17 protein-coding genes, 2 tRNA genes and 1 riboswitch are annotated in these 20,529 nt (G+C 72.3%); of the genes, 15 read left to right on the top strand and 4 right to left on the bottom strand.

What is annotated here, in order from left to right:
- Positions 1-12 precede the first annotated feature (12 nt).
- The 9 genes from I8D64_RS03365 (at position 13) to I8D64_RS03325 (ending at position 9,257) form a co-directional block, all read left to right on the top strand.
- On the top strand, positions 13-1,023 hold the full coding sequence (locus I8D64_RS03365; RefSeq protein WP_200501047.1) for an iron-siderophore ABC transporter substrate-binding protein: 1,011 nt from the start codon (positions 13-15) through the stop codon (positions 1,021-1,023).
- A 330-nt stretch (positions 1,024-1,353) separates the two neighbouring features.
- Positions 1,354-1,427, top strand: a tRNA-Lys gene (locus tag I8D64_RS03360).
- Positions 1,428-1,649: 222 nt separating this feature from the next.
- A complete protein-coding gene (locus I8D64_RS03355; protein WP_200501046.1) occupies positions 1,650-2,546 on the top strand; it encodes an NAD-dependent epimerase/dehydratase family protein in 897 nt (298 codons plus the stop codon).
- Between the two features lie 242 nt (positions 2,547-2,788).
- The gene (mvk, locus tag I8D64_RS03350; protein WP_200501045.1) at positions 2,789-3,751 is read left to right on the top strand and encodes a mevalonate kinase; all 963 of its coding nucleotides are present in this window, start codon (positions 2,789-2,791) and stop codon (positions 3,749-3,751) included.
- A complete protein-coding gene (gene mvaD, locus I8D64_RS03345) occupies positions 3,748-4,743 on the top strand; it encodes a diphosphomevalonate decarboxylase (protein WP_200501044.1) in 996 nt (331 codons plus the stop codon). Before mvk ends, mvaD begins: the two co-directional genes overlap by 4 nt.
- A complete protein-coding gene (locus tag I8D64_RS03340; protein ID WP_200501043.1) occupies positions 4,740-5,837 on the top strand; it encodes a phosphomevalonate kinase in 1,098 nt (365 codons plus the stop codon). Before mvaD ends, I8D64_RS03340 begins: the two co-directional genes overlap by 4 nt.
- The gene (gene fni, locus I8D64_RS03335) at positions 5,834-6,985 is read left to right on the top strand and encodes a type 2 isopentenyl-diphosphate Delta-isomerase (RefSeq protein ID WP_200501042.1); all 1,152 of its coding nucleotides are present in this window, start codon (positions 5,834-5,836) and stop codon (positions 6,983-6,985) included. The genes I8D64_RS03340 and fni overlap by 4 nt, the downstream gene beginning before the upstream one ends.
- A complete protein-coding gene (locus tag I8D64_RS03330; protein ID WP_200501041.1) occupies positions 6,982-8,082 on the top strand; it encodes a hydroxymethylglutaryl-CoA reductase in 1,101 nt (366 codons plus the stop codon). The genes fni and I8D64_RS03330 overlap by 4 nt, the downstream gene beginning before the upstream one ends.
- Positions 8,079-9,257, top strand: a complete 1,179-nt coding sequence (locus I8D64_RS03325; RefSeq protein WP_200501040.1) for a hydroxymethylglutaryl-CoA synthase — start codon at positions 8,079-8,081, stop codon at positions 9,255-9,257. Before I8D64_RS03330 ends, I8D64_RS03325 begins: the two co-directional genes overlap by 4 nt.
- On the opposite strand, the gene I8D64_RS03320 is transcribed toward I8D64_RS03325, so the two are convergent.
- The 3 genes from I8D64_RS03320 to I8D64_RS03310 form a co-directional block, all read right to left on the bottom strand.
- Positions 9,254-9,673, bottom strand: a complete 420-nt coding sequence (locus I8D64_RS03320; protein WP_200501039.1) for a bleomycin resistance protein — start codon at positions 9,671-9,673, stop codon at positions 9,254-9,256. The genes I8D64_RS03325 and I8D64_RS03320 overlap by 4 nt on opposite strands.
- Positions 9,674-9,726: 53 nt before the next feature.
- Positions 9,727-12,315 (bottom strand): polysaccharide pyruvyl transferase family protein, encoded by a 2,589-nt coding sequence (locus I8D64_RS03315; RefSeq protein WP_200501038.1) that lies wholly within the window; start codon positions 12,313-12,315, stop codon positions 9,727-9,729.
- A gap of 813 nt (positions 12,316-13,128) precedes the next feature.
- Positions 13,129-13,204: transfer RNA gene (locus I8D64_RS03310), tRNA-His, on the bottom strand.
- A 196-nt stretch (positions 13,205-13,400) separates the two neighbouring features.
- On the opposite strand from I8D64_RS03310, the gene I8D64_RS03305 reads away from it, so the two are divergent.
- Both I8D64_RS03305 and I8D64_RS03300 read left to right on the top strand, forming a co-directional pair.
- Positions 13,401-13,643, top strand: coding sequence for a hypothetical protein (locus tag I8D64_RS03305; protein WP_200501037.1), 243 nt, complete (start codon positions 13,401-13,403; stop codon positions 13,641-13,643).
- A 645-nt stretch (positions 13,644-14,288) separates the two neighbouring features.
- Entirely contained in the window at positions 14,289-14,630 is a 342-nt protein-coding gene (locus I8D64_RS03300) for a thiamine-binding protein (protein ID WP_200501267.1), read from the top strand.
- Positions 14,631-14,669: 39 nt separating this feature from the next.
- Here the strand turns inward: I8D64_RS03300 and orn are convergent, their stop codons facing one another.
- Entirely contained in the window at positions 14,670-16,592 is a 1,923-nt protein-coding gene (gene orn / locus I8D64_RS17710) for an oligoribonuclease (RefSeq protein WP_343068410.1), read from the bottom strand.
- Positions 16,593-16,653: 61 nt separating this feature from the next.
- Positions 16,654-16,746, top strand: a riboswitch (TPP riboswitch).
- On the opposite strand from orn, the gene I8D64_RS03290 reads away from it, so the two are divergent.
- The 4 genes from I8D64_RS03290 (at position 16,738) to I8D64_RS03275 (ending at position 20,502) form a co-directional block, all read left to right on the top strand.
- Positions 16,738-18,147, top strand: coding sequence for an MFS transporter (locus tag I8D64_RS03290; RefSeq protein WP_246482644.1), 1,410 nt, complete (start codon positions 16,738-16,740; stop codon positions 18,145-18,147). It overlaps the preceding riboswitch by 9 nt.
- The gene (locus I8D64_RS03285) at positions 18,144-19,091 is read left to right on the top strand and encodes a hydroxyethylthiazole kinase (protein ID WP_200501035.1); all 948 of its coding nucleotides are present in this window, start codon (positions 18,144-18,146) and stop codon (positions 19,089-19,091) included. Before I8D64_RS03290 ends, I8D64_RS03285 begins: the two co-directional genes overlap by 4 nt.
- Positions 19,088-19,858: a thiamine phosphate synthase gene (locus I8D64_RS03280; protein ID WP_200501034.1), complete on the top strand. Its 771-nt coding sequence runs from the start codon at positions 19,088-19,090 to the stop codon at positions 19,856-19,858. Before I8D64_RS03285 ends, I8D64_RS03280 begins: the two co-directional genes overlap by 4 nt.
- Before the next feature lie 50 nt (positions 19,859-19,908).
- Entirely contained in the window at positions 19,909-20,502 is a 594-nt protein-coding gene (locus I8D64_RS03275) for a DUF7010 family protein (RefSeq protein ID WP_200501033.1), read from the top strand.
- Positions 20,503-20,529 lie beyond the last annotated feature (27 nt).

The following is a 20,529-nucleotide window of genomic DNA, read 5'->3' as shown; positions in this document are numbered from 1 at the left end:
GGAGGCCTCTCGATGCTCACACGCCGTTCCCTCTTCGCGACCGGACTCGCCCTCGGGTCCGTCGGCCTGCTCGCCGCCTGCGGCGGGTCCGACGACTCGAGCTCCTCGGGCTCGGGGTCGGGCTCGGACGCTGGCGGGGCCGACGGCGCGTTCCCCGTCACCATCTCCACCCTGTTCGGTGACGTCGAGGTCTCCGAGAAGCCCACCCGCGTGGTCGCGCTGGGCTGGGGCGACGCGGAGACGGCGCTCTCGCTCGGCGTGCAGCCGGTGGGAGCCTCCGACTGGATCGCCTTCGGCGGCGAGGGCGTCGGGCCCTGGGCCAAGGGCATGTACGACAAGGCCCCCACGATCATCGAGACCCTCGAGCCCGACTTCGAGGCCATCGCCGCGCTCGAGCCGGACCTGATTCTGGACGTCAAGAGCTCGGGCGACAAGGATCGCTACAAGCGCCTCTCCCAGATCGCGACCACCGTGGGCGTCCCGAAGGATGGCGCGAACTATCTGGGCTCCCCGAAGGAGCAGCTCGCGATGATCGGCCGGGCGCTCGGCGCTACCGCGAAGGCCGACGAGCTCCAGAAGGGCCTCGACGAGAAGTTCTCGAAGGTCGCCGACGCGCACCCCGACTGGAAGGGCAAGTCGGTGACGGTCGCGACGAGGACCTCCGAGGGGTGGGGCGCGTACATCGAAGGCGAGACCCGCCTGGGCTTCCTCCAGAACCTCGGATTCACGCAGTCCAAGAAGATCGCGGCGCTGCCCACCGGTGATTCCGGGTTCTCCGTCTCGATCTCTGCTGAGCAGCTCGACGAGCTGGACGCCGACCTCATCGTCGCCTTCCCGATCTACATCGAGACCACCGAGATCACCGACGACAAGCAGTGGAACCAGATCCCCGCCGTGGCCGACGGCCGCGACGTGGTCGTGAACGGCGACCTCCAGAGCGCCTTCTCCCTGGGCACCGTGCTCGCCCAGGAGTACGCGCTCAAGCAGCTCCCCGACAAGATCGAGAAGGCCCTGGGCAGCTGACCCGGCGCCGCGCCCGGCCCGCCGCAGCTCACCGTCGCACAGGGCCCGCTGCGCCCGGCCCGCCGCACCGGCTCGTCGCACCCGACCGTCGCCCCCGACCGTCGATCCGTGGGGGGGGGGGGGGCCGGGGGGGGGGGGGGGCGGGGCGCGCCCCCCCCCCCCCCGGCGGGGGGCCCCCCCCCCGGGGGGCGGTGCCCCCCTTTCCCGCGGGCGGGGGGCCCCGGCCGGCGCGCGGTGCGCCCGGCCGGGCCGCTTCCTGTTTGCTCGCTCACAGGGCGTGGCCTCCGGTTTTGCGCTCGGACCCGAGCGGGGTAATGTTTTTGTTCGTCGGCGCCATTAGCTCAGTTGGTTAGAGCAGCTGACTCTTAATCAGCGGGTCCGGGGTTCGAGTCCCTGATGGCGCACCCGATCGAGAAGCCCCCGTCGCACATGCCGCGGGGGCTTCGTCGTTCCCATCGTCCTCGCGAACCCTGTCCGGGTCGCGTGCACGCCGCTCCCAGCCGCGGATCGGGAGAGCGGTGCAGGATCACTTAGACTCGACCTGCGCAGGCTCGATCCGCTCGAGGGCTCTCGATCCGGACGATCCGCGCACGACGCGACATGCGACCTGCGGAAGGAGATCGGCTGTGAAGATCGCCGTCACCGGTGCCACCGGCGTTCTGGGGCAGGAGGCGGTCGAGGCGCTCGTCTCCGCGGGCCACGAGGTGACGGGGGTGACCCGCCGTGAGCGCGGCATCCCCGTGGTCGAGGGCCGCGGCGCCTCCGCGGTCGTCGCCGATGTCTTCGACGCCGCCGCCCTCGAGGACGTCTTCGCGGGCCACGACGTGGTCGTGAACACCCTCGCCCACGTCCCGAAGGGCATGGCGGCCATGCGCCCGCTGGCCTGGCGCGAGGACGACAAGCTGCACATGGAGGCCTCCGTCGCGATCGCCTCGGCCGCGCAGAAGGCGGGCGTGCAGCGCCTGGTCCAGGAGTCCACGATCTTCCTCTACCCGGACAACGGCGACGAGTGGATCGGCGAGGACGAGCCGCTGTCCGTCCGCAACCAGGCCTTCCGCCCGCGAGTGCGCGAGATGCGCGCGGCCGTCGACTTCGCGACCGGCGGGCGCAGCGCCGTGATCCTGCGCCTCGGCCAGCTCTTCGGCCGCGACCCGCAGACCACGCACACGCTCAAGGCCACCCGCAGCGGCGACCAGATCCTGCTGGGCCGGCCCGAGAGCTACATCACCCTGCTGCACCATCGCGACGCGGGCCGCGCCTTCGTCGCCGCCCTCGGCGCGCGCAGCGGCTTCTACAACGTGGGCGGGGAGCCGATCACCCGCGGCCGCTGGGCCAAGGACCTCGGCACCGAGGCCAAGGCCAAGGGTCCCGCGAAGTTCTACCCCGAGATCGCGCAGGCCGTCGTCGGCACCCGGCTCGACGTCCAGCGCCGCAGCCTGCGCGTGAGCTCCGTGCGCTTCATGTCCGAGACGGGCTGGCGCCCTCTCATCGGCCCCTCGACCCCCGGCTGGTCGCGCATGTGAGGCGAGCCCTCCGGCGACTGTGCCGGGGTGTTCACAGAACCTTCGCACGCCCGGCCCAGGAACCCCGCTCGGGGCGGCGAGGCGCGTGCCAGAATCGACGCATGTCCTCCCTCGACGTCCGTGCAGGTGAGCGTGCAGGTGAGCAGGCCCACCGCAGCGGGCGGGCCCGGGGCGGCGCGCCGTATCCTGGCGCACGGCCGGAGGTCGGCCGGCAACCCACCAGGCAGCGGGGAGAGGCGAGGATGAACCCAGCGCGCACGAGCGTGCACGGTGCGCGCACCGGCATCGGACGGGCCCACGCGAAATCGATCCTGCTGGGCGAGCACGCCGTCGTGTACGGCACGCCCGCGATCGCCGTCCCGTTGCATGCGCTCGACCTCACCGTGCGCGTCACCGAGCGCGCCGACGAACAGCTCCACCTGCGCAGCGCCCTGTTCACCGGCTCCGCGGCCGATGCCCCGCAGCGCCTGCACCCCCTGGTCACCGCGATCCACGCTGCCCTCGCGCTCACCACCTCGGCGCCGATCGGCCTGGACGTCGAGATCGACTCGGCGATCCCCTTCGAGCGCGGGCTCGGCTCGAGCGCGGCCGTGGCCGCCGGCATCGCCCGCGCGATCGGCGACCTCACCGAGACGCCCCTGGATCCCGAGGTCGTCCACGACGTCGTCATGGCCGCCGAGACCATCGCCCACGGCCGCTCGAGCGGACTGGACGGCAGGGCCGTCGCGTCCGACGTGCCCATCCGCTTCCGCGGCGGGGAGGTCACCCCCGTCCCCGTCGGCGCGCCGCTCACCTTCGTCCTCGCCGACAGCGGCCACGAGGGCTCGACCGCGGAGGCCGTCGGCGCGGTCCGCGAGCTGCGCGAGACCTTCCCGAGCCGTGTCGACGGGATCATCGGCCGCCTGGGCGGCATCGTCGAGGAGTCCCTCGACCGCTTCGCCACCGGCGACGTCCCCGCGCTCGGCGCGCTCATGGACGAGGCGCACTCCCTGCTCACCGAGCTCGAGGTGTCCGATGCGACCCTCGACCGCCTCGTCGGCGCGGCCCGCGGGGCCGGCGCGGCGGGCGCGAAGCTCACCGGGGGAGGGCGCGGAGGCTGCGTGCTCGCCCTCGCTCCCGACGCGGCCCGCGCCGCGGACCTTGAGACGATGCTGCGGGACGCCGGCGCGACCCGCACCTGGCAGACCACGGTGGAGACCGCATGAGAACGGCGACAGCGCGCGCGCACCCGAACATCGCGCTCGTGAAGTACTGGGGCAAGGCCGACGAGGAGCTCATCCTCCCCGTCGCCGGCAGCATGTCCATGACCCTCGACGCCTTCGCCACGACGACCACGGTGACTCTGGACCCGGAGGCCGACGAGGACTCCTTCGTCCTCAACGGCACGCAGGCGACCGGAACGGCCCTCGCCCGGACCACGCGGTTCCTCGACCACGTGCGCGAGCTCTCCGGCTCGAGCGAGCGTGCGCGCGTGGACTCGGTGAACGAGGCGCCCACCGCCGCGGGCCTCGCCTCCTCCGCCTCGGGATTCGCAGCCCTCGCCCTCGCCGCCTCCCGCGCCTTCGGGCTCGCGCTCGACGAGCGCGCGCTCAGCCGCCTGGCCCGCCGCGGCTCCGGCTCGGCCTGCCGCTCCGTCGTCGACCGCTATGCGGTCTGGCACGCGGGGACCGACGACGAGACCTCCTACGCCGAGCAGATCGACGCCCCGGACCTGCGCCTGGTGATCGTCACGGTCGACGGCGCACAGAAGGCCGTCTCGAGCCGCGAGGGCATGCGCCGCACGGCCGCGACCTCGCCGTTCTACGACGCCTGGATCACCTCGACCGCCCGCACCCTCGAGGAGATGGTGTGCGCGTGCGGCGCCGGGGACCTCACCCGGATCGGCGAGATCACCGAGTCCCATGCCCTGCGCATGCACGCCGTCATCGCCTCGAGCGAGCCGCCCGTGCGGTACCTCGCGCCCGCGAGCGTGGCCGTCTTCGACACCGCCGCCGCGCTGCGGGCCCAGGGCGTCGTCGCCCACCCCACCGCCGATGCCGGCCCCAACGTGTGCGTGCTGACCACGCCCGCGGACGCCGAGACGGTCGCCCGGGCGGTCTCCGCGCACGGCAGCGTCCGGATCGTCGGCCCCGGGCCCGGCGCGCACCTCGTGGACGCGACGGTCGATGCGGCCGAGACGGACGGGAGCGAGCGATGATCGAGACCCGCGCCCCCGGCAAGCTCTACATCGCCGGCGAGTACGCCGTGGTCGAGCCCGGCCATCCCGCGATCCTCGTGGCCGTCGACCGCTACCTCACCGTGCGCCTCACCGAGGCGATCGGCATGGGACGCGTCCACTCGAGCCGCTACGGGCACGGCCCCGTGACCTGGGTGCGCGACGCCGACGGCGACACCATCGTGGTGGACCACAGCCCCTTCGACTACGTCACCGCGGCGATCACGATCCTCGAGCGCCTGCGCTCCGAGCGGGGACTCGACCCGCGCTACTTCGACCTGCACATCGACTCCGAGCTGGACGACTCCAGCGGTCGCAAGTTCGGGCTGGGGTCCTCGGCCGCCGTCACCGTCGCCGTCGTCGACGCGCTCGATCGGTTCTACGGACTCGGGCTCACCGCGATGGAGCGCTTCCGCCTCGCGCTGCTCGCGACCATCCACGTCGCCCCGAAGGCCTCCGGCGGAGACCTCGCGGCCTCGACCTTCGGCGGGTGGATCGCCTACACCGCGCCCGACCGGGCGCGGCTGCTCGCCCTCAGCGACGCCGTCCCGGTGGCGGAGGTGCTCACCGCCCCCGAATGGGACGTGTGCACGGTGCGTCCGCTGCCGGACCTCACCGCGCTGCGCCTGCTCGTGGGCTGGACCGGCTCTCCCGCCTCGACCGAGAGGCTCGTGGACCGGGTGCGCATGAGCGAGGACGACCTCGACGCGCACTACGCCCGGTTCCTCGACGACTCCCGCACCGCCGTCGAGGAGCTCGTCGCCGCCTGGGACAGCGACCCCGCGACGATGCTCGAGATCATCCGCCGCTGCCGCCGCCTGCTCCAGAAGCTCGGACGCCTGCGCGGCACCACCATCGAGACCGACCAGCTGCGCACCCTGTGCGACCTCTCCGAGGCCAGCGGCGCCGCCGGCAAGCCCTCCGGGGCGGGCGGCGGCGACTGCGGCATCATGCTCCTGCCCGGCGACGTGAGCGACGACGCGGTGCTCGCCACCTGGCGCGAGCACGACATCCTGCGCCTCGATCTGCGCCCCCACCTCCCGCAGACCGCGGACACCGCGGGGGCCGTGCGATGAGCGCGGGGACCGACGGGCCGAGGCCCGACGCCGACGCCGCGGGACGCCGCGAGCGCAAGGAGGACCACGTGCGCCTCGCCACCGCGCAGTGGCAGGGTGGGAAGCGCACCACCGAGTTCGACGATCTCGAGTTTCTCCACCACGCGCTCGGCGGGGTCAGCCTGCCGGAGGTCGACCTCGGCATCGAGCTGTTCGGCCGCACCGTGGCGGCCCCGTTCTACATCAACGGCATGACCGGCGGCACGGAGTCCACCGGGCGCATCAACCAGCAGCTCGCGATCGCCGCGCGCGAGACCGGCACCGCCATGGGCTGCGGCTCCGTCTCCATCGCCCTCGAGGACGAGTCCGCCGCGGACGCCTTCCGCGTGATCCGCCGCGAGAACCCCGACGGCCTCGTGATGGCGAACATCGGCGTGGGCCGCAGCGTCGAGGACGCCCGCCGCGCCGTCGACCTGCTGCAGGCCGACGTCCTCCAGGTGCACGTCAACGCCGTGCAGGAGACCGTCATGCCCGAGGGCAGCCCGGACTTCTCCTCGTGGCTGCGGGGCATCGAGCAGATCGTGGCGGCGCTCGAGGTGCCGGTGCTCGTGAAGGAGGTCGGCTTCGGGCTCAGCGCCCGCACCCTCGCCGACCTCGCATCCATCGGCGTGGCCTGGGCCGACGTCTCAGGACGCGGCGGCACGGACTTCCTCGCCATCGAGAACGACCGCCGCCCCGGCCGCGACTACTCGTATCTCACCGGCTTCGGCCAGTCCGCGCCCGCCGCGCTGCTGGACGCCCGCGCCCACCAGGGCGAGCTGGGCGGGATGACGCTGCTCGCCTCCGGCGGTGTCCGCGACCCCCTCGACGTCGTCAAGGCCCTCGCGCTCGGCGCCCGCGCCGTCGGCGTCGCCGGCTCCTTCCTCAAGGCCGTGGTCGAGGGCGGGCCCGAAGGGCTCGTCGAGCTCATCGGCTCCTGGCAGCACCACACCCGCGAGCTCGCGGCCCTGCTCGGCGCCCGCACGGCAGCGGGCCTCACGGGCACCGATGTGCTCGTGCGCGGGCGCCTGCGCGAGTTCTGCACCCTGCGCGGCATCGACGCGGGCGCCTTCGCGCACCGCTCCGCCCGCGCCACCGACGATCCCTCCGACCCCCAGGAGCAGCGATGAGCACCGAGCCCGAACCCACCGCATCCGCCACCACTGCATCTGCCCCCGCTGCGCCCGCGCCCACCACGCAGATCCCCACCCGCTGGGTCGGCCCCCTGCGGATGAGCGGCAACGCCGTCGAGGGGGAGATCGAGGTGCCGCTCGCGACCTACGAGACCCCGCTGTGGCCGTCCGTCGGCCGCGGGGCGCGGATCTCCCGGCTGGTCGAGGGCGGCATCCGCGCGACCGTGCTGGAGGAGCGGATGACCCGCTCCACGCTGTTCGTCGCTCCCGACGCGGCGACCGCCTTCGAGGCGTCGAAGGTCATCGCCGAGCGCGTCGACGAGCTGCGCGAGGTCGTCTCCTCGGGGTCCCGCTTCGCCCGTCTCGAGGATATCCACCCCGAGATCGTCGGGAACCTGCTGTTCACGCGCTTCGCGCTCACCACGGGCGACGCCTCGGGCCACAACATGGTCACGCAGGCCTCCGAGCAGCTCATGGAGCGGATCCTCTCCTGGGACCTGGGGATCGAGTACGGATCGATCTCCGGGAACTTCTGCTCGGACAAGAAGGCCACCGCCGTCAACGGCGTCCTGGGCCGCGGCCGCAGCGTCGTCGCCGAGATCCTCATCCCGCACGAGACCGTCGAGAAGCAGCTGCGCTCGACCGCCGAGCGGATCACCGACCTGGTGGTGCGCAAGGACTGGATCGGGTCCACGATCGCCGGCGCCCTGCGCTCGGCCAATGCGCACTACGCGAACATGCTGCTCGCCTTCTACCTCGCGACCGGGCAGGACGCCGCGAACATCGTCGAGGGCTCCCAGGGATTCACCCACGCCGAGGTCCGCGAGGAGGGGCTGTACTTCTCGTGCACGCTCCCGCACCTGATCGTCGGCACCGTGGGCAACGGCAAGGACCTCCCGCACGTCGACTACGCGATGGAGCGCCTCGGCTGCCGCGAGGAGCGCGAGCCCGGCGCGAACTCGCGCCGGCTGGCGGCGCTGATCGCCGCGAGCGTGCTCTGCGGCGAGCTCTCGCTGCTGGCCGCCCAGACCAACCAGGGTGAGCTGATGACGGCCCATCGTCGCCTCGAGCGGAGGAAGGCACCGCGCTCATGACCAGCACCGGAGAATCCACCAGCACCAGCATCGGCATCGAGGACCTCGAGCTCGCCGCCTCCCATCACGTCCTGGACCTCGGCGCGCTCGCCGAGGCGCGCGGCGTCGACCCTGCGAAGTACACGCGCGGCATCGGCCTGGACGAGATGGGCGTGGTCGCGGCCGACGAGGACGTAGTCTCCCTGGGCGCCTCCGCCGCCTCGCGGCTGCTCGCGCGCACCGGGACCGAGGGCCTGCGCACCGTGCTGTTCGCGACCGAGTCCGGCGTGGACCAGTCCAAGTCCGGTGCGGTGATCGTCCACGGACTGCTCGGCCTGCCGAGCTCGGTGCGCTCCGTCGAGCTCAAGCAGGCCTGCTACGCGGGCGCGGCCGCCGTGCAGACGGCCATCGGTATCGTGGCCCGTCGGCCCCAGGAGAAGGTCCTCGTGATCGCCGCCGACGTCGCCCGCTACGGCCTGGGCACCTCCGGCGAGCCCACCCAGGGCGCCGGCGCCGTCGCGCTGCTGATCGCCGCCGACCCGGCGCTCCTCGCGATCGACCCCGTCTCCGGCGTCTACTCGGCCGACGTCGACGACTTCTGGCGCCCGAACGACTCCACGACCGCGCTGGTGAACGGCAGGCTCTCGATCAGCGCCTACAAGAACGCGCTGCTGGGAGCGTGGGACGACCTGCAGGCGCAGGGCGGCCCCGGCGTCGACGAGCTCGACGCCGTGGTCTACCACCAGCCCTTCACGAAGATGGCCGTCAAGGCGCAGCGCTTCCTCGACCAGCACACCGGCGGCCGTCTCGACCCCGAGGCGCTCGAGCAGGGCGCCGTCTACGACCGCCGTCTCGGCAACACCTACACCGCCTCGCTGTGGGCGGGCCTCGCCGCGCTGCTGGACCACCGCGACGGGCTCGGGGGTCGACGGATCGGCCTGTTCAGCTACGGCTCCGGCAGTGCGGGGGAGATGCTCACCGGCACCGTCCAGCCCGGGTACGCACGTCCCGAGCGGGCCGCGGCGACTCGAGCGGCCCTGGATGAGCGCGTCCCCGTGACCGTCGCCGAGTACGAGGAGCTGCACGAGCGCCTGCTGGGCAGCGACGAGGACGTCGAGACCCCGCGCGTGACCACGGCGCCGTTCCGCTTCGCGGGCGTCCAGGAGGGCGCGCGGAAGTACGTGGCGACCGCCTAGACCGTCCGCTTCCCGACGGAGGACTGGAAGCGGAGCAGGTAGCCGTCGGGATCCTGGACCAGGAACTGCACGACTCCCGCCTCCTGCACTCCCATGCGGTACCAGCGGGTCTCGGGAGGGAGGAACAGCTCCACGCCGCGCCTCACCAGGCGTTGCGCCAGCGACTCCGCGTCCGGGACGCCGATCTGCAGGTTGATGCCCCGGCCCAGCGGGGGATCGAGCCGCCCGGTGACCCAGTCGCGGCCGATGCCGCGCTGATCGAGCATGACGTGGGCGCTCGCCAGCTCGAGGTAGGCGAAGCCCTCCTCGGGGCGCGCATAGCGGACGGAGAAGCCGCACTCCTCGACCCAGAAGCGCAGACTGCGCGTGAGGTCCTCGACCATGAGCTCCGGGACCAAGGCGGGGGAGGTGTCCATCGGGGCATCCTCCCACCTGCCCAGGCCCCGGAGGGGCGGTGGTTCCGCGCGCCTCAGGCGTCCTTGTGCTGGACCAGCGCGCGCTGCACGCCGGTGCGCTTCGAACGGGGCACCAGGACGTTCTCGTCGAAGTGGCCCACGCCGATGAACGAGATGAAGACCTCGTGGTCCGGGATGTCGATGAGCTCGCGGATCTTGGTCTCCTTCTCCGTGCCCATCGCCGTGTTCAGCGGCACCGAGCCCAGACCCACCTGCGTGAGCCCCAGCAGCAGCGACATCATGAACAGCCCGCCGTCCACGAACGGCTGATTGCGCTCGGGCGCGAAGAGGAACGCGTCCAGGTCCGCGGAGACCAGCAGCAGCCTGGGCGGCATCTCGTAGCCGGCGAAGCCGCCCTGGATGTCCAGCACCTTCTTGATGACGTCGGGGTCCTCGAACTGGTGGACCCTCGCGCCCTGGCGGTTGCAGACCGAGGGCGACTGCATCGCGATCTGCACCGCGCGCGCGATCTCCTCGTCCTTCACGGGCTCGGAGGTGTACTCGCGCACGCTGCGGCGGCCGTAGACCACGTCCAGGAAGCTGCGCTCCGCGTCCTCGTTCTCCACCTCGCCGACGAGCTCCCGGACCTGCCCGGCCGGCAGCACGCCGCCCTCGGAATGGGTGGTGCCGTCGATGAGTGCCTGGGCTGCCTCGGAGAACAGCTGACGGAAGTGCGAGACGTCGGTGCCGAGCTGATCATGGCGATCGAAGTAGGCCTTCATCACGGCGGCCGAGCTCTGCAGGAACTCGTCCGAGGTGTCACGATCCGCGGCGAGCCAGGCGTTCATCTCCTTGGCGAGGCCCGGGACCGCGCGGCCGCCGAAGCCGGGTCGGAAGTTGCTGCGGCTCAGCCCCTTCTCGATGGCGTGCGCGTGGAAGATCATCCGCGCCTGGGCGCCGGAGACCCCGTCGGCCGAGCGGGCGTGGCCGAAGGAGCGCACCTGGCGCTCGGAGTCCTTGAGCGCGAGCGCCTTCGCCTGGGCGGAGAAGCCGCCCGCGGGGGCGCCGCCCTTGCGCTTGGCCGGGGCCTGCGCGGCGAGGGCGCCGGTGGGGATCCGCTCGATCTCGATGCTGCGGATGTCGGCCCCGGCACGGCGGCCGGTGAAGTGCACGCCGCCGAGCATGAACTGGGTGAACCCGGGCTCGGAGACCGTGAAGGTGAGCGTGTCGGTGCGGGCCTGGCCGCGTGCGCCCTCGACGTTCACGGCGCCGACGACGCGGAAGCGCGTCGACTCGGGGTTGCGCACGTGGATGTTGACCTTCTTGGCGTCGGTAGTCGGCGTCCAATCGATGCGCAGCTGGTAGGCCGAGCCCGCGACGAGCGGCTCCGGCAGATCGGTCCACACCAGGTTGCCCAGCACGGCGCCGTCGCGAGCCACCCGCAGGCGGGTCTGCTTCCCGCGACGGGCGATCTTCCAGCCGGAGCCGCCGGTCGCGAACTCCGGCGCCGTGAGCGTGAGCTTCTGGCGCGGGTAGAGCGCGGCGGAGCCGGTGGTGCTCGGGTCCAGCGCGTCCTTCAGCCAAGCCATCGAGGACTCGCGGCCGGAGCTGATGTAGTCGCGGGCGGTCGAGTAGTCGATCTCGCGGGTGACGTTCGGGTTCGCGGCGATGTCCTCGTGGGAGTCGGTCTCGCGCACGCGCCGCGTCTCGTCGAAGCCGAGCGAGCTCATGAGGTTCTTGAAGCGGTCCGCACCGCGCTTGGTGTTGAAGATCGAGGAGAAGGGCTTCTCGAAGATCGCCGCGAAGGCGGAGCCGTGGAAGCTGTCGGTGACGACGTACTCCGCGTCCTGGTAGGTGCGCAGGAAGTTCTCCGGACGGTCCTCGTCGAGGATCTGGGCGCGCGGCTCGTCGGCCCACAGGGTCCGGCAGTGCTCGATGCCGTCGTCAGGGTTCGGGATCACGCGGATGATCTCGAGGCCGAGCTTGTCCGCGATGCCCTGCGCGACGGCCTTCTTCTCCTCGGTCGGGTCGAGGAAGAACACGCTGAGGTACTCGCCCTCGGGGGCGACCGTGGCCTTCGCGGCGAGCTCGTCGTAGTGCTCGCGGGGGAGCAGGAAGACCGGGTCGACGACCAGCGAGGCCTTCGCGCCGAAGATGTCGCGCGCGGTGTCCACCGCATAGCCCTCGCGCACGGAGATCGCCTTGAAGCGCTGCAGCTGCGCGGCGTGGGTGGCGATGAACTCGGGCGTGAACTTCTTCGTGCCGCGGTTCCCGAAGGAGGTGCCGTAGGCGACGCGGTTGTTCTGCTCGGAGACGAAGTCCAGGAAGAGATCGCTGTTCACGCGGCCGATCAGCGGGTTCCACAGCTGATCGCTGCCCACCACGAAGGTGCGCGCGCGCTCGTTCAGGCGCGGCAGCTCGGTGAAGTGCATCTGCTGGGTGGTGTGGTAGCCGACGCGCTCGGCGAACTGCATCGAGACGATGTCGTCCGGCCACTCGACACGGAAGCCGTTGTAGCCCAGGGGCTCGTGGACCATGAGCACCGAGTGGCCGAGGTTCTCGATCGCTCGGTTCAGGCCGTAGTACGTGAGGATCGACCCGTAGTTCTTCCCGTACCACCAACCGCACACGGCGACGTCGAATGTCTGCTTCGGATCGGTCATCTGGTGAATCCTTGCCTCTCATCGCTTGCTGCAGGAGGTGACGCCTGGAGTCTGTGATGCATTTCGTGCGTGTGCCCGTGAATTCGATGCGTTCGTTGTTCCGGGCGGGCGACCGAAATGCTTGCGGCGAGTCTAGCCCAGCATCGCCGCGGGAAATCGGTCGTGTCGCGTCGGTGTGTTGGCGAGATCCCGCAGGCCGACGGGGGCCACCGCGGCGGACGGGCGGCGAGGGCGGGGTGCGGGGCCGGTGATCGCGGGGCGGGCCGCCGTCGGGTGCGGTGGGCGAACGCGGTATCACCCCAGGTGAGGAACATCGGCGGCCATGGCGTGCAGGTCGCGGCGTCGCGACCCGGCATCGACGGGTGCTGGTTTCTGGCCCGGCGAGGTGCGCGGAACAGGCTCGGACGGGGATCCGTGGTCGACTTCACCGGCTGAGGGAACGGGCACGGTACGTCAGGTGTACGGGCGGTGAACGGAATGCGGACGAACGGTAAGTGAATTGACGGGAGATATGGAGGAAGAATAAAGCCCGGGTGAGGGCGGATCGCGGTGCGCACGCGGGTCGAGGGGTTCGGAGAATGGGTGCGGGGTATCTCCCGCGCAACGATCATGAATCCAATCCATCGAGATTCGAATGATTCCCGGGCAGCGGCGGGCAGTGGCGGGCTGCAGTGGGAGGCGGGAGAGGCGGCGTCGCATGAGAGCGGGGTGCGGTGCGGCGGGTGCATCGGCTCGCTGGGCGCCGCTGGTGTCAACGACGATGTCCGGATAACCCTCCGGACAGAAAAAACGCCCTGTCACCAGGGCGTTTCTTGGGGTGATCGACGGGATTTGAACCCGCGACCGCCTGGACCACAACCAGGAGCTCTACCTACTGAGCTACGACCACCATGTGCGCTCCGAGGACCGCAACGAGAAGCAAGCATACCGGGCGTCGGCCCTGCTCCGCACCCTCGGACGGGGGTTCTCGCTGTGAGACGCCTTGCACTTCGCCGGCACGGCAGACTGGGGCATCGGTCCGGAGGACTCCGGGCCCGATGGAGCAGTCGGCCCACGAGCCGGCGGACAGACGAGGGGGAGCACACATGGGAGCGGTCGACGGGGGAGGATTCGCAGGGTGGGAGATCCTCATGCTGCTGGTCTTCGTGATGTTCTGGGTGACGGTCGCTGTCGTCGCGTACTGGGTGATCCGGTCCGCGGTGCGCGCGGGCGTGATCGAGGCCCACCGTCGGCTCGATGCCGAGAGGGATGCGGCCGCCCATCGCGGGGTGAGGCCGGCCCTGTCGCAGAGGCCCGAAAAGCAGGAGCCGGATCCCGCCTCGTCATGACAGGCTCGCCGCATGCTCCTGCTCGTGACCGGCTCCAGCTGCTCCGGGAAGACCACGGCGGCCTTCTCGTGCGCTGATCTTCCGCGCCTCGTGGTCCACGACAGCGACGAGCGCGGCGTGCCGAGCGATGCCGACACCGCCTGGCGCCAGCGCGAACTGCGCTGGTGGGTGCGCGAGGCGATCCGGCTCGAGGAACACGGTGTGGACCTGCTGCTCACGGGCCAGTCGCCGATCGGCGAACTGCTGGCGGTCCCGGAAGTCGCAGACCTGCGCGCGGCGGTGTGCCTCCTCGACGTCGCGGACGAGGTGCGCCGACGCCGATTGGCGGCCCGTGATCCCGGGACGTGGTCGCCGACGCAGGTCGACGCGTTCCTGGGATGGGCTCGCTGGCACCGGCGGCACGCCGCGGACCCCGCCCACGCCCCCGAGGTGATCGTCGCGACGGGCGAGCCGGGCATGCGATGGGAGCGCTGGCTGCCTCCCGCCGGGAGGCCGCGCGCGTGGCAGGTCGAGGTCATCGACACGACCGGGACACCCGTCGTGGACACGGTCTCGCGGCTGCGGGAGTGGATCTCGAGGAGCCGCGGGCCGTCGTCAGCGCATGATGCGCTTGCCCGCGGGCCGATGGGGGAGAACAGTGGGGGCATGATCATCGCCTTCTCCGTCCAGCCCACCGGTGAGCCCTCCGATCCCGGCCTCACCCGCGACCTCGCCGAGGGATCCGACGCCGCGAGCGTCCACGACGCCGTCGCCGCCGCCGTCCGCGTGGTCCGGGAGTCCGGGCTCCCGAACCGCACCAGCTCGATGTTCACCGAGATCGAGGGCGACTGGGACGAGGTGATGGACGTCGTGCGACGCGCGACGGCCGAGGCCGGCCGCTTCGGCTCGCGCGTCTCCCTCGTGCTCAAGGCCGATATCCGCCCCGGGCACGAGGGCGAGCTCGACGGGAAGATCGAGCGCCTCGACGCCGCCCTCGACCGGGGCTGAGGGCGGCGCCGCATGTGAGGGCGGCGCCGCCAGGCTGAATCAGCCGATCTCGTCGACCAGGCCGTCGCGGACCGCGGCGGCCATGGTCGGGGTGACGGGCAGTCGCGGGATGAGCGTGGCCTGGTAGGCGTGGTAGATGTCCGGCTTGCCCTCCCAGGTGCGCGCCTGGGGCTGGTTGCGCCGGTCCAGCTCGTGGTGCCAGCTGCCCCGCTCGGGATCCAGCAGGAACTCGCTGACGTACTCCCACCAGGCCTGGTAGCGGTCGGCCCACTTCCGGTCGCCCGTCACCTGGAACATCGCGGCCGCGGCGGCGGTCGCCTCGGCGGCGACCCAGTGCATGCGCTCGTGCACCACGGGCGTGCCGTCCCAGTCCACCGTGTAGGGGAAGCCGGGCTCGCCGTCCATGCCGAAGGCGTCGTCGGCCCTGCCCATGAGGGCGTTCGCGGCCTCGAGCATCCACTCGGGTGCCTCGCCGTCCTTCGCGAGCAGCGCGGCGCGCCCGTGCAGCACCAGGCGGGACCACTCGAGCCAATGGCCGACGGTCGCGCCGTAGGGGCGGAACGGGTCGGCCGGCTTGTCCTCGTTGTAGTCGAGGATCGGGTTCCACGAGGTGTCGAAGTGCTCCGGCAGCAGCCAGTCCTGCTCGCGCGCGAACTCGTCGATCGCCCGGGTCATGATGCCCACGGCCCGGTCCAGCCAGCGGCGCTCCCCGGTGACGTCGGCCGCGGCGAGCAGGGCCTCGGTCGTGTGCATGTTCGCGTTGATGCCCCGGTACTCCTCGCAGACGGCGAAGGCGCGGTCGAAGGTGTCCACGCTCATCCCCGCCTCCTCGTCGTAGAACTTCTCGTCGAGGACGCCCAGGGCCTCCTCGAGCAGCTCCGCGGCGTGCGGGCGTCCGGCGGCGGTCGCGGAGGCGGCCGCGAGCACCACGAACGCGTGCGCGTAGGCCTCCTTGGCGTCGTCGATGACGGTCTCCCCGGCGATCTTCGAGAACCAGCCGCCGTGCTCCTCGTCCCTGAAGACGGTGCGCAGGGACTCGATGCCGTGGTCCACGAAGCGCCCGTACTCGGGGCTGCCCAGCATCGTGGCGAGCGCGAAGCAGTGGGTCATGCGGCAGGTCACCCAGAGCTCGGCCGGCTTGTCGCCGTCGAGCTCGCCGTCCTCGTCGAGCCATCCGAAGCCGCCGTCCTCCCGCAGCGACTCGGCGCCGAAGACGAGCAGCTCCTCGCCCTCGGAGTCCAGCCAGGTGCGATGGGTGGCGCGCTGCAGCCAGGGCACCGCCGGTGCGGAGGAGCCCGCGGCGCCTGCGGCCGCGTCGTCGGACCCGTCGGCGCTCTCGCCGTCGGCCGTGAGCTCGAAGGTGCGCGCGGCGGCCTGGGCCTGCGCGGTCGTCGGCCCCGGGTCGGCCACGAACAGCACCTCGCGGTAGTACTTGAGCTCCTGGATGGACTCGCGGATGTCGGCGAGGGCGCGGTGGCCCCCGTGCTTGGCGGGCGTGTTGTAGAAGACGCGGGGGAACCAGCGCTTGGCGAGCTCCTTGAGGCTCGAGACGTCGATCGTGCGATAGGAGAGCCAGGCTGCGAACTCCGGCACGTCCTTGTCGAGGAACACGCGGTCGGTGCCCACGGAGTTGCCCGCGAGCGGCGCCTTGCCGGCCTCCGGGCAGTGCTCGCGCACGTAGGCCAGGCACTGCTCCTGCGCGGCCTCGAGGGTGATGCCCGCGTCCAGCTCCTCCAGCAGCCCGGAGTTCGTGTGCATGGTGCGCACGAAGTCGCCCATCTGCTCCAGCGCCTCGGCCGGGGGCCTGACGACCACGTCCACGCCCTCCCCGAGGATGTTGAGGTCACCATCGGTGACCAGGACGGCGATCTCGACGAGCGCGTCCTTCTCCTTGTCCAGTCCGGTCATCTCGCAGTCGACCCAGACGATGCGGTCGGCGGTTCCACGGTTCGAAGTGCTCACGTGGCAAGGGTAGTCGCCGCGGACGGCGCCGCGGCCCCGTCGGCGGCTCTGGAATACTGGCGAGCCGGACACGGGGTGCGCCGCGCGCGCTGAGATCACACCCGTGGAACCTGATGCAGTTCGCACTGACGAAGGGATGTCCGCCATGCGGTCACGTCTGCCCGAGAGCCCGACCACGACCGCCGCCGCGGCCCACCCGCCGCCGGCGGGGCCGACGCCGCAGCTGCCGCCCGAGGGCCGCGCCGCACTGCGCGCCGGGGTGGTCGGCAACTTCATCGACAACGTCCACGTGTTCCTGCCGCTCACCGCGCTGACCCCGGCGCTCGCCGTCGTCGCGGGCCCGGGGATCGCCGCCACCACGGGAGCGATCGTGGTCATCGCGATGATGCTGGGCAGGCCCGTCGGCGGCATGGTCTTCGGCAGGATCTCGGACCGCCTGGGGCGCACGCGCACCACGAAGGTCGCGATCACCGGCACGGCCGCCTGCGCCCTGCTGATCGCCGCCTTGCCCACCCATGAGCTGCTGGGTGCGGGGACGATCGGTCTGATCCTCTGCCTGCGCTTCCTCGGCGGGATCTTCGTGGCCGGCGAGTACTCGGCCGCGATCCCCCTGGCCATGGAATGGTCGGCCCCGCGACGGCGCGGCATCATGAGCGGGCTCATCCTCTCGATGGCGCCGTGGGCGCAGGCCGCGATCGCCTTCGCGACCGCCGCGCTGCTGCTGGTCCTGGGGCCCGACGCCTATGCCGCCTGGGGCTGGCGCGCGCTGTTCGTGCTCGGGGCGCTCGCCTCCCTCGGCATGCTGGTCTACTACCGACGGCGCGTGGTCGACGCGCCGATCGCCCGGCGCGAGCGCGAGCGGCCCCAGGGGCCCGAGCCGAAGGACGAGCCCGCCGTCACGGGCATCGCGGCCATGCTGCGCGGACGCTGGGCGTGCGCCTTCTGGCAGGTCTTCACCCTGATGACGGGGCTGTGGCTGCTCACGAACACGACCGTCATCATGCTCACCGCCCAGCTCGGCGAGGACACGGGCCTTCCGGCGACCAGCGTCTCGGTCGCGATGGGCATCGCCTCATGCGCGCAGGCGCTCGCGATGGCGCTCGCCGGGCATCTCTCCACGAGCACCGGCAGGCGCCGACTGCTCATCGGGTGGGGGATCGCGGCGACCGTGCTGGGCCCGGTGCTGTGGTGGACGGCGGTGGGCTCGAGCACTCTGGCCGGTGCGGCCGTGCTCGCCGCGGCGCTCCAGGTCGTCACCGTCGCCGCGTACGGGCCGGTCTCCGCCTACCTCTCCGAGCGCTTCCCGACGTCGGTGCGGTCCACGGGCTACGGGATGGGCTACAGCCTCTCGCTGATCCTTCCCGCGCTCTACCCGTTCTACCTGCCCTGGCTCTCGGCGCTGCTCGGGCCGCGCGCCGCGGTGCTCGCGCTGCTCGTGCTCGGCGGGATCCTCCTCGTCCTCGGCGCGGCGCTCGGGCCGCGGCTGTCGGCGGTTGAGATCGATCGGGACCTCGATGCCGTTGCCTCACGGGACGGCCGCGGGAGTGGGCGATGAGCCACGACGAGCATCCGCACGAGCACGGCGACGATGCGGACCTGCGCGCGGTCGCCCCGGTGATCGCCGAGGTGCGCCGGTGCCCGCCGCTCGTCCACTGCCTCACCGCGACGGTGTCGATGGGCATCGTGGCGGACGGGCTGCTCGCCGCCGGCGCGCGCCCGATGATGACGGAGACGGAGGCCGAGGCGCCCGTGGTCACCGGAGCGGCCGACGCGCTGCTGGTGAACCTCGGGACCCTCAGCACCGATGCGATGTCGGGCATTCCCGCGACCGTGGCCGCGAGCATCGCGGCCGGTCACCCCTGGGTGCTCGATCCGACCGCGATCGGGCGCGCGCCCGTGCGCACGGCCCTCGCCCGCGAGCTCGTGGGGCTGCGTCCGGACGTGGTGCGCGGGAACGCCTCGGAGGTCCTCGCGCTGCGCGGAGGGTCCGGCGGACGCGGGGCCGACGCGAGCGACGGAATTGAGAGCGCTCGGGGCGCCGCCCGCGAGATCGTCGCCCTCACCGGCGGGGCGGTGGCCGTCTCGGGTCCCGTCGACCGGATCGTCGGTGCAGGTGCAGGTGCAGGTGCAGGTGCAGGTGCAGGTGCAGGAACGGGTGATTCCGATGAGGACGGCACACCGGGGATCGAGGTCCGACGGGGCCATCCGCTGCTCACGCGCGTGACCGGCACCGGCTGCCTGCTCGGGGCGCTCACCGCCGCGTGCCTCGTCGCGGTGGAGAGGATCGGGCCCCCCGATCCGCCCGTCGGGCCATCGGACCTCGCAGCTCGTGTCGCTCGCGCCGCACACGCCGCACACGCCGCGACCGTGTGGCTCGACGTCGCGGGGGAGCGCGCCGCTCGGTGCGCGCCGCGGCCCGGTGCCTTTCGCACCGCCCTGCTCGATGCCCTGGACGAGATCGGCGAGCACGCCCTGCAGACCGCCGAGGAGGACCGATGACCCTGCCCCATGATCACCATCGGGACCACGGCCACGACTACGCCCACGACCACCCGGGCCTGGACGGAGACGGGGCGGCCCCGGCGCCGCTCGACCTGCGCTGCTACCTCGTGACCTCCGGGAGCGACCGCCGCACCGTGGAGACCGCGGCTGCCGCCGCCGCGGCCGGCGCGGGCATCGTCCAGGTCCGTGCGAAGGGGCTCGAGGCCCGTGAGCTGCTCGGTCTCGTGACCGCGGTGGCCCGTGCGGTCGGCTCCGTCGCTCCCGCGTGCCGGGTCCTGGTCGACGACCGGGCGGACGTCGCCTTCGCCGCCCGGGCGCGCGGCGCGCACGTGCACGGCGTCCACCTCGGCCAGGACGACCTGCCCGTCACCGCGGCTCGCGCGCTGCTGGGCCCGGACGCGATCATCGGGCTGACCACGGGCACCCTCGACCTCGTGAAGTCCGCCGAGGCGCAGGCGGAGCTGCTGGACTACGTGGGCGCCGGTCCCTTCCGGCCCACGCCCACGAAGGACTCGGGTCGCACGCCGCTGGGCATCGACGGCTACCGGACGCTGCTCGCGAACACGCGCCTGCCGATCGTCGCGATCGGCGACGTGACGCCCGCCGACGTCCCCGCGCTCGCCGCGACCGGTGTCGCCGGGGTCGCCCTGGTGCGCGCGATCATGGGCGCGAGCGACCCCGCGGCCGTGATCCGCGAGGTGCTGGCCGGGTTAGAGAGCGATCAGGGACCGGCGTCACGAGGTGCCCCACGACAGATGTCCTGACCTCGCACGGACCCGGGGACGGCGGGCGCCGACCCTGGTAGACCGTCGGCATGGATACGGATCTGAGCCAGCTCGCGACCGTCAACCACCACGGCTTCGCCTTCCTCCTCGCCTACGGCCTCACCTGGCTGCTCGCGGCGGGCGTCTGGCGATGGCGCGGGCAGCGCGCGGGCGCGTACGCGGTGCTGCTGCAGGGGGTGATCGCCCTGCCGATCGCCTTCGGCCTGATGGCCCTGACCGCCGCCGGACCGCGCCCCCAGGACTCGCTGCTCGACGAGCTGTCCACGGCGCTCGCCGTCTCCCAGGTGTTCGCGCTGCCGATCCTCATCTACCTGATCCTGCGCCGCGCGCACCGGCAGGTCCCGATCGTCCTCGCGGCGGTGACGATCGTGCACTTCTCCCCGTACTGGTGGCTCTACCGCACCCCGCTGTACATGGTCCTCGCGGGGGTCCTCGCGATCGGACTGTTCGTGGTGTGCCGACTCGCGGACCGTCGGGCCGACGCGCTCGCCGGGGCGGGGCCCGACGCCCCCGCGGCCCTGCGCGGAGGCGCCGGCCCGTCGGCGACGCCGGGCGACTGGGCGATCCCGGCCTTCACGGGTGCCGTCCTCGTGATCGGCGCGATCATCGCCCTGCTGCTGTGACCCGGACGGAGACCCGGACCCGGCGTC

This window comes from Brachybacterium halotolerans (assembly GCF_016623465.1).
GTDB classification, from domain to species: domain Bacteria; phylum Actinomycetota; class Actinomycetes; order Actinomycetales; family Dermabacteraceae; genus Brachybacterium; species Brachybacterium halotolerans.
Note: the sequence above shows the minus strand (reverse complement) of the source record. Positions and strands in the feature narration are given on the sequence as shown.

Bases quoted from the DNA above. Each gene is read 5' to 3' on its own strand.
- mvaD (WP_200501044.1), top strand. From the start codon at position 3,748: ATGAGAACGGCGACAGCGCGCGCGCACCCGAACATCGCGCTCGTGAAG.
- I8D64_RS03315 (WP_200501038.1), bottom strand. From the start codon at position 12,315: ATGACCGATCCGAAGCAGACATTCGACGTCGCCGTGTGCGGTTGGTGG.
- I8D64_RS03305 (WP_200501037.1), top strand. From the start codon at position 13,401: ATGGGAGCGGTCGACGGGGGAGGATTCGCAGGGTGGGAGATCCTCATG.
- I8D64_RS03330 (WP_200501041.1), top strand. From the start codon at position 6,982: ATGAGCACCGAGCCCGAACCCACCGCATCCGCCACCACTGCATCTGCC.
- I8D64_RS03285 (WP_200501035.1), top strand. From the start codon at position 18,144: ATGAGCCACGACGAGCATCCGCACGAGCACGGCGACGATGCGGACCTG.
- I8D64_RS03365 (WP_200501047.1), top strand. From the start codon at position 13: ATGCTCACACGCCGTTCCCTCTTCGCGACCGGACTCGCCCTCGGGTCC.
- fni (WP_200501042.1), top strand. From the start codon at position 5,834: ATGAGCGCGGGGACCGACGGGCCGAGGCCCGACGCCGACGCCGCGGGA.
- I8D64_RS03290 (WP_246482644.1), top strand. From the start codon at position 16,738: ATGCGGTCACGTCTGCCCGAGAGCCCGACCACGACCGCCGCCGCGGCC.
- I8D64_RS03340 (WP_200501043.1), top strand. From the start codon at position 4,740: ATGATCGAGACCCGCGCCCCCGGCAAGCTCTACATCGCCGGCGAGTAC.
- mvk (WP_200501045.1), top strand. From the start codon at position 2,789: ATGAACCCAGCGCGCACGAGCGTGCACGGTGCGCGCACCGGCATCGGA.
- I8D64_RS03275 (WP_200501033.1), top strand. From the start codon at position 19,909: ATGGATACGGATCTGAGCCAGCTCGCGACCGTCAACCACCACGGCTTC.
- I8D64_RS03300 (WP_200501267.1), top strand. From the start codon at position 14,289: ATGATCATCGCCTTCTCCGTCCAGCCCACCGGTGAGCCCTCCGATCCC.
- I8D64_RS03320 (WP_200501039.1), bottom strand. From the start codon at position 9,673: ATGGACACCTCCCCCGCCTTGGTCCCGGAGCTCATGGTCGAGGACCTC.
- I8D64_RS03325 (WP_200501040.1), top strand. From the start codon at position 8,079: ATGACCAGCACCGGAGAATCCACCAGCACCAGCATCGGCATCGAGGAC.
- I8D64_RS03280 (WP_200501034.1), top strand. From the start codon at position 19,088: ATGACCCTGCCCCATGATCACCATCGGGACCACGGCCACGACTACGCC.